The organism is Delftia sp. WSY_16, from assembly GCF_043104415.1.
GTDB classification, from domain to species: domain Bacteria; phylum Pseudomonadota; class Gammaproteobacteria; order Burkholderiales; family Burkholderiaceae_C; genus Comamonas; species Comamonas tsuruhatensis.
In genome coordinates this window covers 35447-47065 of sequence record NZ_JBICKS010000045.1, presented here as the reverse complement: position 1 = coordinate 47065, position 11619 = coordinate 35447, and the positions used below count along the sequence as shown (strand labels likewise).

At 69.3% G+C, this 11619-nt stretch carries 4 protein-coding genes (1 of these 4 running past the window's edge); 2 read left to right on the top strand and 2 right to left on the bottom strand.

Translation table 11 applies throughout. The features are described from left to right. The first annotated feature begins 121 nt into the window (after nt 1-121). Both ACF8O7_RS26920 and ACF8O7_RS26915 read left to right on the top strand, forming a co-directional pair. Nucleotides 122-721, top strand: a complete 600-nt coding sequence (locus ACF8O7_RS26920) for an RNA polymerase sigma factor (RefSeq protein ID WP_016450480.1) — start codon at nt 122-124, stop codon at nt 719-721. A gap of 12 nt (nt 722-733) precedes the next feature. Beyond that, nucleotides 734-1768 carry a FecR family protein gene (locus tag ACF8O7_RS26915; protein ID WP_126312759.1) on the top strand — a complete coding sequence of 345 codons (1035 nt, stop codon included), beginning with the start codon at nt 734-736 and terminating at the stop codon, nt 1766-1768. A 76-nt stretch (nt 1769-1844) separates the two neighbouring features. Here the strand turns inward: ACF8O7_RS26915 and ACF8O7_RS26910 are convergent, their stop codons facing one another. Both ACF8O7_RS26910 and ACF8O7_RS26905 read right to left on the bottom strand, forming a co-directional pair. Then, nucleotides 1845-4244, bottom strand: a complete 2400-nt coding sequence (locus ACF8O7_RS26910) for a TonB-dependent siderophore receptor (RefSeq protein ID WP_126312758.1) — start codon at nt 4242-4244, stop codon at nt 1845-1847. Nucleotides 4245-4428: 184 nt separating this feature from the next. Beyond that, nucleotides 4429-11619: the end of a non-ribosomal peptide synthase/polyketide synthase gene (locus tag ACF8O7_RS26905; protein ID WP_392444829.1), read on the bottom strand. It continues 11337 nt past the right edge of the window; only the last 7191 of its 18528 coding nucleotides appear in the window; the start codon falls outside the window, past its right edge — the gene reads right to left on this strand; its stop codon occupies nt 4429-4431.

Sequence of the window (11619 nt, the reverse complement as noted above, 5' to 3'; positions counted from 1 at the left end):
AATCCCATACCCGCTGCTGCACCGCCCCGGCCCTGGCCGGGGTTGCGGCATCCGGTAGGCCCATCTCTGTACGGACCCAGGGGTTCCAACCCATCGCCCTTGCGGAAAGGCAGGTATCCGGATGCGTGACCTGATCCAGGAACTCGTGGCTCACTATGGCGATCTGCGCCGCCAGCTCACGCGCGATCTCCGGGATCCGCACTATGCGGCCGACATCGCGCAATCGAGCTTCGAGCGGGTCTATGTGCACGCCCTGGGCCTGCGCAGCGGCAAGAAGGCCGAGGCGCTGCCCGATGCCGACATCGAATCCCCGCGCGCCCTGCTGTTTCGCGTGGCACGCAACCTGTGCATAGACGATGCGCGCAAGCGCAAGACCTCCCAGGACTGGACGCGCCAGCAAATGGCGGTGCAGCACAGCGCGCCCTCCAGCGAAACCCTGGCCGCCCAGCGCCAGATCCTGGACCGCGTCGTCCAGGCGCTGGAAGGCCTGCCGCCGCGCCGGCGCGAAGTCTTCATCCTCTTTCGCGCCCATGGCTACACGCGCGCGGAAATCGCCGATCAGCTCAACATCACCGAAATGGCCGTCGCCAAGCACATGGTGCGCGCCACGCTGGACTGCTCGCGCGTGCTGGCCCAGCTGCGCTCCGAGCTGATCGAGGACCATGCGCTGGGCAGCGCCATGGATTTCGACAACAGTACACTGACCGACGACGCATCCTGACCCCCCCTTTCCATGGCAAGTGCACCTAGCGAGCGCATGGTCGAGCATGCGCTGACGCTGATCGTTCAAAGCGAAATCGCTCCCGACCCGGTGGCCCACCAGGCACGCCTGACCCTGGGCGCATGGCGCGGGAAATCAGCCCGGCACGATGCCGCCGCACGCGAGGCGCACCTGCGCTGGAACATGCTCGGCGGCCTGTCCGGCGGCCTGCGCGAGCAATTCCAGGAAACCGCCCTGCTGGCGGACAGCGCCTCGCGCTCCACCCAGACCGTCCGGCGCCGCAAGCTGCTGCTGTCGATTGCAGGGCTGCTGGGCACCGGCGCGCTGGCCGGCCGGGGCGCCTACTGGTACTGGCAGCAGCCCCTGCACACCTCGGCCTATGCCACGCGCAACTCGCAGATGCTCAAGGTCACGCTGGCCGACGGCAAGGCGCCGCTGCAGGCCAGCCGCATCGAGCTGGCGCCCCAGAGCGCCATTGCCGTGACGCTCTACCGCCAGCGCCGCAGCGTATCCATGTCGCGCGGGGAAGCGCGATTCGAAGTGGCCTCGGACCCCGACCGCCCCTTCGAGGTCATCACGCGGGAGGCGCGCATCGAGGTCGTGGGCACGGTGTTCACCGTGCGCGACCGTGGCGGCACGGTCACGGTGGGCGTGGAGCATGGCCATGTCAGGGTCCGCGTGCTGGGCAGGGATGCGCAGGATCCGACGACCGAGGCGGCGGCCACGCTGGACCTGCTGCCAGGCCAGGTGGTGGACATCCGCAATGGCCAGCCCGAGGCCGTGCGCCAGGCCGATGCCGCCACGCTGTCCGCCTGGCGCGAAGGCTGGCTGGTCTTCGAGAACACCCCGCTGGCCGAGGCCCTGGCCACCGTCAACGCCTACCGCACCCAGCCCATCGAAGCCGCCGATGCGCGCGTGGCCGCGCTGCGCCTGACGGGGCGCTTTCGCGCCAACGACTCGGCCGGCCTGCTGGCCGTGCTGCCCTCCATCCTGCCGCTGAGGGTGCGCGCGCAGGCCGATGGCAGCGTGCAGCTGCAGGCGCTCTGAACGGCGCCTTCGGTTCCCCGACAAAGAAAAGGCCACGGCCGGATCGCTCCAGCCGTGGCCCATGGCCCATGCCCGCTTACCAGCGATAGGTGGCCGTGCCGATCACCTTGCGGGGCTCGCCGTAGAAGCAGCCGTAGGAGCAGCTGGCGATATAGGTCTTGTCGGTCAGGTTGGTGAGGTTCAGGGCGAAGCGCCAGGGTCCGGTGGTATAGCTGACCATGGCATCCACCAGGGTGAACGCCGGCAGCGAGACGGGAACGCCATAGGCCAGGCCGCGTGTCTGGCCCAGGTACCTGGCGCCCATGCCCACCTTGAGGCCGGCAAGCCCGAAGTCGCCAAAGCTGTAGTCGCCCCACAGCGATATCTGGTTGTAGGGCACGCCGATGGAGCGCTTGCCCAGCTCGTCCGGCTGCAGGGGGCTTGCCTGCGTGGTGCGCGCATCCGTGTAGGCATAGGCGGCAATGATGTTCACATTGCGGCCTATGGAGCTTCGCGCCTCCAGCTCGAAGCCGCGTGAGCGGACTTCACCGGCCTGTATGTTGAACGCTCTGCTGGCGTCCTGGGGATCGGGCACGAGCAGGTTCTGGCGGGTGAGCTGGAAGACCGCTGCCGAAACCATGGCCCTGGAGCCGCTGGGCTGGTAGCGGACACCGGCCTCGTACTGCTGTCCCGTCGTCGGCTTGAACCGCGATCCGAGGCGGTCCTGGCCCTGGGTGGGCTCGAAGGACTCGCTGTAGCTGAAGAAGGGGGCAAGGCCATTGGCGGCGAGATAGACCACGCCCAGCCGGCCCGTGAAGGCCGAGCTTTTCTCATTGGCCGCGCTCACGTCCCCGGTGAAGAAGTTCGTCTCGTTGAAGCGGACCTTGTCATAGCGGCCGCCCAGCAGAACCACCCACTTGTCATCGATCTTGATCTGGTCCTGCGCATAGATGCCGAGGCGCTTGTAGTCGTTCTTCCAGGACGAGCGGTAGTAGGGGGAGACAGGGCCCACCGGCTTGCCGTAGACCGGGTTGAAGACATCGAGGTCGGCGGCCTGCTGTTCATAGCGCTCGGTCTCGTGCTTTGGCAGGGCGTAGTCGAAGCCCACCAGCATGGTGTGCTTGATGCGGCCCTGGTCCAGCTGGTACTGCAGCGAGGTATCGGTCACGAAGGCCGACGAGCGGTCCCAGCGCGGCTGGTAGTAGCGCTCCACCACCGAGCGCTGGTCGGCGGACAGGCCCCAGCCGTCCGTGCTGAAGTAGCTGCTCTTTGCGTTGTAGTAGCGCATGCTGTTCCTGAGCTTGAGCTTCTCGGAAAAGGCATGTTCGAAGAGATAGCCGATGGAGTAACGGTCCAGATCGAATTTGTCCCGTCCCGCCTCTCCGATGAAGCGGTTGCGGGGAATCTGTCCATTGATGTTGGGCAGCAGGGTGCCGTAGGCGGGCAGCCCGTAGACGTAGGTGGTGCGGTCCTTCTGGACCTCGGCCAACAGTGTCAGCGAGGTGTTCGCATCGGGCTGCCACTTGAGCGATGGGGCGACATAGGTTCTGTCATCGGGGACTCGGTCGATGAAGCTGTCGCTGTCGCGCTTGAGCGCCACCAGCCGGTAGGACCATTTGCCCTCGTCGTCCAGGGCACCCGCAAAATCACCCGAGACCTGCCTGCGCCCGAAGCTTCCGGCATCGATGTTCAATTCCCGGATTTTTTCCGCGGTGGGCCGCTTGCTCACGGTGTTGACCACGCCGCCCGGGGAGACCGAGCCAAAGATCACCGAAGAGGCACCCTTGAGCAGCTCGATGCGCTCCAGGCCGTAGGGCTCCTGCCGTCCGTCGTAGATGTTGGCCGTGAACAGGCTGCCGTCCCGGTACATGCCCGTGGTGCGGAATCCGCGCAGGTACAGGCTGTCCGAGGTCCGGTCCAGGCCCTCGGCGCGGGTGACGCCGGCCGCGTAGCCCAGCGCATCCTGCAGGCTTTGCGACTTCAGCGTCTCGATCTCCTGGGCACCGATGACCGTGATGGACTGCGGTGTCTCCAGGATGGGCGTATCGGTCTTGGTGCCCGTTGAACTGCGCCGGGCGACATAGCCCTGCACGGGGCCGGCTGCGGTTTCGCTGTCCGTGACGTTGATGGTCGGCAAGGTCGCGCCGGAGACCGCGGGACGGCGGATGGCGAAGCCTCCGTTGTTCATCCTGATGGCTTCCAGGGACGTGCCGGCCAGCAGCTCCCGCAAGGCCTGCTCCGATGTCAGGCGGCCGTTGACGGCGCGGGAACTGAGCCCGGCAACCAGCTCGCCTGCGGCAAACATCTGGGTTCCCGTCTGGCGGGACAGCTCGTTGATGGCCGAAGCCAGGGCCTGGGCCGGCACATGGATATCGAACACTTGGGCAGCCTCCTGCCCTGTGGCCTGGGCCACCGCCTCGGTGCTCCAGAACGAGACGGAACCAAAGGCCGTGGCAAGGGCCAGGCTCAGCAGATGTTGACGGGGCAAGGAAGGCATGGTCGAAGAATTTCCAAAGGCATTGAATGAGACTGGTTACCAACCGGGCACGGACCTCCGCCCGGGTTGTTGTGCATTCCAAAGACGTTCTGCGCGCAAAAATGGAGACAAGGTGTAACCCGGTTTTCACGAAAAAGACCCGGGACGGGGCGGGCCGGGGGGGCACCCCGGCCGCCGTTGCCCCTCAGTCCAGCGCGTACTCCAGCGCCAAGGCGTCGAGGATTTCGGCCGTCAGCCCCTCGTTCCTCATGATGGCGTAGTGGTCGGCGCGGATCACCGCACCCTCTGCCCTTTCGGCCCTTTCGACCTCCTCGGCCCCCTCCTGGCGCAGCTGGTGCGCGAGCCGCAGCCGGTGCCCGGCCGCGGTTTCATCGCTCCACCAAAGGCTTGCCGCCGCTTGCACGGGCGCCAGGGCCTGCGCCTGCAGCGCCAGGTGCTTCAGGTGCAGGGTGGTCAGAAAGGCCTGGGCCAGGTCGGCGCCGTCCATGCAGGCATGGCCGCTGGGCCCCCCCGGTCCCTGCCTTGCAGCTTCGCGGCCCAGCGCGGCAGCCAGCAGATCGGCGCGGGGCGGCACCGATGCATCGATGTCCGCAAGGTCCTCGATGCGTGCCAAGGGCAGCATCTGCGAGACGAAGAGCCGGAAGTCATCCCACCACGACGGGGACCCGGCCGCATCGCCAGCAGGCACGAACGGGTCCACCAGCCCCAGGAAACCCACCGTCTGTCCCTGGCCTTCGAGCCGGGCGGCGATCAGGGCCGCCAGGCTGCCGCCCAGGGACCAGCCGAGCAGGTGGTAGGGGCCGGCGGGCTGTACCTGCCTCACCATCGCGCAGTAGTCGTCGGCCATCTGCTCCAGCGAGCGGTCGCGGTAGCCGGGATCGCCCAGGCTGCGGCAGGGTATGGCGTGGACGGTGCGCCGGTCCTGCAAGGCCCGCGCCAGCGGCTGGTAGTCAAACACCGTGCCGAACCCGGCATGCACGCAAAACAGCGGTGGCGCGGCTTCACACACGGCGTTGAGCGCCACGACGCCCCCAGCTCCACCGGCGCCGGCTGAGCGAAGCTCCAGCAGGCCGGCAATGGTGGGCCGCTGCAGCAGGTCGCGCAGCTTGAAGTCCAGCCGCGGATCGCCCAGCTTGCGCACCTTGGCGTGCATCCTGAGACTGAGCAGGGAGTCCCCGCCCAACTCGAAGAAGTTGTCGGTCTCGCCCACGCGTTCCACGCCAAGCACCTCCTGCCAGATGCGGGCCAGCGCCATGGCCGACGCTGTGGACGGTGGCACGTGTACCCGCGCGGCATCTGCCTGCGGCAGCGGCAGCGCACCACGGTCGAGCTTGCCGCTGACCAATCTTGGCAGGGCGGGCAGGACCAGCGTATGGGCCGGCAGCATGTAGTCGGGCAGGTGCTCGCCTGTCTGCTGGCGGATGCGCTGGACCAGGGACTGCGCGGCCGTGCCCTCCTCGCCCACCACATAGGCCACCAGCTGCTTGCCTGTACCGGCATCCTGGACCAGCACGGCGGCATCGACCACGCCGGGCACGGCCCGGACGGCCTTCTCGACCTCGCCCAGCTCGATGCGGAAGCCCCGGATCTTGACCTGGTGGTCGGCCCGGCCGATGTACTCGATGTTGCCGTCCGGCATCTCGCGCACCAGGTCCCCCGTGCGGTACAGGCGGCCGCCACCGCCGTCGAAGGGGTCGGCGACGAAGCGCTCGGCCGTCAGGCCGTGGCGCGACAGATAGCCGCGCGCCAGGCCGTAGCCGCCGATGTACAGCTCGCCCACGACGCCGTGCGGCACCCGGTGCAGGTCGGCATCCAGGATGTGCACCGTGCGCTCGCCCACGGGCCGGCCGATGGGGGCGTAGGCGCAGTCGAAGGTCTCGCTGGCCTCGGCCTTCCAGATCAGCGGCGTCACCACCGTCTCGGTGGGGCCGTAGCCGTTGATGAGCAGGCGCGGGCGCAGGCTCTGGCGCACCTTGTCGTAGGCGGCCTTGGGCATGGCCTCGCCACCGAAGACATACAACTCCACCGGCGGCGGCTCTTGCGACTGTTCTGCGGCCCAGTCCGCGATCTGCGCCAGATAGGCCGGCGGGAACGCGGCATTGGAGATGCCGTGGTGGCGCAGGGCCTCGCAGGCCTGCTCCGCCGTCCACATCTGCGGCTCGCGCAGCACCAGGCCGGCGCCGATGCTCAGCGCCGTCAGCCAGCGCTCATGCGCGCCGTCGAACGAGAAGGACATGAAATGCAGCTCGCGCGAGTTCGCCCGCATGCCGTAGATCCCGGCCGTGGCCGCGCAGTGCATGGCCAGCGGCCCGTGCTCGACCACGACTCCCTTGGGCTGCCCGGTCGAGCCCGAGGTGTAGATCACATAGGCCAGGTCGCGCTCGTGCACGGCATGGGCCGGCGCCGCGTTGCAGGCCTGGGTGAAGTCCACCTCCTCGGCCACCACCAGATGGGCCACGGCCGGCGTGCCCAGCTTGTGCAGCGCCGCCCTGTGGGCGATCAGGTGGGAGGCACCGCTGTCTGCCAGCATGAACCTCTGGCGTTCGGCCGGCGACGCCGGGTCCAGGGGCAGGTAGGCCGCGCCCGCCTTGAGCACGGACAGCAGGCAGATCACCATTTCCAGCGAACGCTCCATGGCGATGCCGACGATGGCGCCGCGCCCCACGCCGGCCTGCACCAGGCGGTTGGCGAAATGGTTGCTGCGCGCCTGCAGCTCGCCATGGCTGATGGTCTGCTCGCCCATGACCAGCGCCACCGCGCCCGGGTCCCGGTGCGCCTGCAGCGCCATGCCGGCATGCACGGGCAGGAATGGCGTGCGGCAGGCATCCGTGCCCGTGCCCGTGCCTGTGCCCGCCGGCCCATCGCGTCCGGGCTCGGGCAGCAAGGCGATGTCCCGCAGGCAGTGCACGCCCTCGCCCGCCATGGACGCCAGCACCTGCCCCAGTTGCCGCAGCAGGGCCTGCACGGTGTCATCGCCGAAGCTGCTCCGCTGGTAGATCATCTTGAGCGACAGCACATCGCCCAGCCGCACCTCCAGGTCCATGGGATAGGAGGTCACGTCGATGGCATGCGTCACCGCAAACCGCAGATGCGGGTCGTCGTGCGCGGACAGCACGGCATCCATGGGGTAGTTCTCGAACACCAGGATGCTGTCGAACAGGCCGCGCTGGCCCTTGCCCGCCCAGCGCTGGATGTCCGAAAGCGACGTCTGCTCATGCTCGCGCGAGGCCAGGTTCTGTGCCTGCAGCGTGCGCAGCCAGGGGCCCAGCTCCAGCGCGCCGTCGCAGGCCACGACCACCGGCAAGGTGTTGATGAACAGCCCCTGCATTCTTTCCACGCCGGCCAGCTCGGGCGGGCGGCCAGCCACCGTGGCCCCGAAGGCCACCGTGGCCTGGCCCGTGTACCGCGCCAGCACCAGCGACCATGCGGCCTGCACCAGGGTGTTGGCCGTCACGCGCTCGCGCTGGGCAAACTCCACCAGCTGCTGCGTGGCACCGGCATCCAGCGCGGCGCCGGCCTCGTGGTGCCCCTGACGGGCTGCAGGCAAGGCACCAGGCCGGACAGCAGGCCGGGCAAGCGCATCCACCAGCAAGGTGGGCTCGTGCAGCGGCTGCACCAGGCGCCTCCAGTAGGCCTCGCTGGCCCCGTGGTCCAGGCCTTGCAGCCATGCGATGTAGTCGCGGTAGCTGGTGTCCATGGGCTCCACGGCAATGCCCTTGTAGTCGCGCAGCACCTCGCCCAGCAGGCTCGATGAACTCCATCCGTCCGTGAGCAGGTGGTGGGCGGTCCAGATGCAGTGGTGGCTGCCATCGGACACCCGGACCAGGGCCAGCCGCATCAGCGGCGGCTTGCTGAGGTCGAAGGCCGCGAACTGCCCGGCGGCCAGGGCATCCAGGGCCCCCGCCACATCCTCGCTGTGCCGGCAGTCATGCTCGGTGATGTCCAGCAGGACCTGCCGGGCCACCCATTGCAGCGGCAGGGACGCATCGGCCAGGAAGCCGCTGCGCAGCACGGCATGGCGGTCCAGCACCGCCTGCCAGGCCTTTCGGAAGCGCGCGGCATCCAGGCCATGCGCGTCGATGCGCAGCTGGGTGACATAGGACAGCCCCGAGGGATCGGACAGGCTGTGGAACAGCATGCCCGACTGCATGGGAGACAGCGGATAGAGGTCCGCCAGATTGCCCGCAGGCAGGTCCAGGCCGTCCAGTTGCGCCTGCGTGACCCGGGCCAGCGGGAAGTCCGAGGGCGTCACCCCCTGCGCGCCGCTCAGGCAGTGGTCGATCAGGCCTTCCAGCTCCTGCCGGTAGCGCCCCATCCAGGCCTGCACATCGGCGGTGTCGTGGCGGGCCGTACTGAAGGCGGCCGTCATCACCAGCTCGCCGTCGTAGACGCGGCCATTGATGGTGAACTCGTGCGACAGCGGCGCCGAGGCGTCGGCCGGCATGCCGCTGCCCTCGGCAGCCGGCAGCCATTGGGCCGCGCTGTCAAAGCTTGCATCGAACTGCCCCAGGTAGTTGAAGACCAGGCTGGCCTGGGGCAAGGCCCGCATGGCCTGCCTTTGCTGCTCCGTGCCCAGGTACTTGAGCACGCCATGGCCCAGGCCGTGCAGCGGCACCTCGCGCAGGCTTTGCTTGACGCGCTTGATCGCGTCGCCCGGGCCTGTGCCCGCATCGAGCGCCACCGGGAAGACGCTGGTGAACCAGCCCACGGTGCGCGAGACGTCCACGCCGGCCGACAGCTCCTCGCGGCCATGGCCCTCCAGGTCCACGAGGATGCGCTGCTGCCCGCTCCACGCGCACAGGGCGCGCCCCAGGGCGGCCAGCAGGATGTCGTTGATCTGCGTCCTGTAGGCGGCCGGCACGCGACTGATCAGGGCCTCGGTGCGCTCGCGGTCCAGCCGCAGCTCGACGCTGGACTGCCATGCCAGGGTGTTGGCCCCCCCGGGGCGGGCACAGGGCAGGCTGGCCGGCACCTGGGCCAGCGCCTGCCAGAAGGCCGGCTCGCCGCCGCATTGCGCGGCATGGGCCTGCAGCGCCTGCGACCAGCGCTGGTAGCTGGCGGTCTTGTGGACCCTGGCGGGCTCCAGGCCCTGCAGCCGGCTGGCATAGGCCGAACGCAGGTCTTCGAGCAGGATGCGCCAGGAGACCCCATCGACGACCAGGTGGTGGGCCACCAGCAGCAGGCGCCAGCTGCCGTCGCCCACCTCGATGCACAGCCCGCGCAGCAGCGGCCCGTGGACGATGTCCAGGCTGCGCTGCGCCTGTTCGCACAAGGCCTCGATCGCGCCGGCATCCCGTGCCTGGCGCACCCACAGCAGTGCCTGCAGATCGGCCTCGGACGGGCTTGCGTAGGCCTGCTCCCAGGTGCCCTGCGCCGTGGGGCGAAAGCGCAGGCGCAGGCTGTCGTGCCGGGCCAGCAGATCGGCCAGGGCCTGGCGCAGCGGCGCAGGCTGCAGCGGCTGCGTGCTGCGCAGCAGCAGGGCCTGGTTCCAGTGGGATCGCTGCGGCACGTCCGTTTCGAAGAACTCCGCCTGAATGGGCAGCAGGGGAACGCTCCCCTGGACCGGGGTCTCCTGCTCCACGGCCTCGTCCTGCACGGGCTCGGCCACACGCGCCAGCTCGGCAATGCTTTGCCGCTCGAACAGCTGCCGTGGCGACAGCTTCCAGCCGAAGCGGCGCAGGCGCGAGACGATCTGCAGGCTGAGGATGGAATCGCCGCCCAGCGCGAAGAAGTTGTCGCTGCGCCCCACCCGCTCCAGGCCCAGCACCTCGGCCCAGACACGGGCCAGCAGCGTCTCCAGTTCGCCCTCGGGCGCCTGGCTGGCGGCTGGCATGCCGAACGCGGGCAGGGCCTGCCGGTCCAGCTTGCCGTTGGCGTTCTGCGGCAACTGGTCCAGCACCATGATGGCGCCCGGCACCATGTAGTCGGGCAGTACCGTGGCCAGGCGCTCGCGCATCTCCTGCCCGTCCAGGGTCCGCCCGCTGCGGGCAGACACATAGGCCAGCAGCCGCGTGCCCGCCGGTCCCTCGCCGGCCACGACCACGGCCTCGCGCACATCGTCCAGCGCCAGCAGTTGCGACTGCACCTCGCCCAGCTCGATGCGCAGGCCGCGGATCTTGACCTGGTGGTCCACCCGCCCCAGGTACTCCAGCTGGCCCTGCGCATTCCAGCGCACCAGGTCGCCCGTGCGATAGAGTCTTGCGCCATCGCGGCCGAAGGGGTCGGCGACAAAGCGCTCCGCGCTGAGCCCTGCCCGGTTCAGGTAGCCGCGCGACAGCAGGGGGCCGCCTATGCACAGCTCACCGGCCACGCCCAGGGGCACGGGGCGCATCCGGTCGTCCACCACCCACATGTGCCGGCCCGCCAGGGGCCGGCCTATGGGAAGGTCCTGGGGCGCCGCGCCGGCGCCTTCCACCAGGCCGGTGCAGTCGAAGAGGGAGGCCGTGACGGTGGCCTCGGTCGGGCCATAGGCATTGAGCAGCCTCACATGGCCCAGCCCGGCATCGCGCCAGGCCTTCAGGCCGGCGCCCGGCATGGCCTCGCCGCCCACATGCACCTGCCTGAGCCGCCCGTACCCGCGCAGGCCCTGGCGCGCGAAATCCTGGACCAGCAGCAGCCAGTAGGCGGTGGTCAGATCGGCCACGCTGATCTGCCTGGCCATGAGTTCCCTGTGGAAGGTGGCGCTGTCCCAGAGTTCGGGCCCGCGCAGCACCATGGCCGCGCCGGCCACCAGCGGCGCGAACAGCTGCTCGATGCAGCCATCGAAATTCAGCGTGGCGAACTGCAGCACGCGGTCCTGCGGCGACAGCGCGGCAAAGCCGACGGCCAGCTGCGCCTGCTCGGCCAGGCAGCGGTGGGAGATGCCCACGCCCTTGGGCCGTCCGGTGGAGCCCGAGGTGTAGATCACATAGGCCAGGCATTCGCCATGCACGGCGGCACCGGGGTTGTGGTCGGGCCCCGGCATCGCGCCGATGGCATCCAGGTCCAGCGCCTTCACGCGACCGGTCACCTCCAGCCCCAGGCGGGACTGCGTGAGCAGGCAGGCCATGCCGCTGTCCTCGACCATGTGGGCCAGGCGCTCGGCCGGATAGCCGGGGTCCAGGGGCACATAGGCCGCGCCCGACTTGAGCACGGCCAGCACGGCCACCACCATCTCCACCGAGCGTTCCACCGCAATGCCCACGCGCACCTCCGCGCCCACGCCCTCGGCGATCAGGCGGTGCGCAAGGCGGTTGGCACGCCGGTTGAGCTGCGCATAGCTGATGCATTCGTCGCCAAAGACCAGGGCCGTGGCCTGGGGCTGCCCGTCCACCTGCTGCTCGAACAGCCTGTGCACCAGGGGCTGGGCGTCGCGGCGCGGCGGGTTGCATCCAGA

Bases quoted from the DNA above. Each gene is read 5' to 3' on its own strand.
- ACF8O7_RS26920 (WP_016450480.1), top strand. From the start codon at position 122: ATGCGTGACCTGATCCAGGAACTCGTGGCTCACTATGGCGATCTGCGC.
- ACF8O7_RS26915 (WP_126312759.1), top strand. From the start codon at position 734: ATGGCAAGTGCACCTAGCGAGCGCATGGTCGAGCATGCGCTGACGCTG.
- ACF8O7_RS26910 (WP_126312758.1), bottom strand. From the start codon at position 4,244: ATGCCTTCCTTGCCCCGTCAACATCTGCTGAGCCTGGCCCTTGCCACG.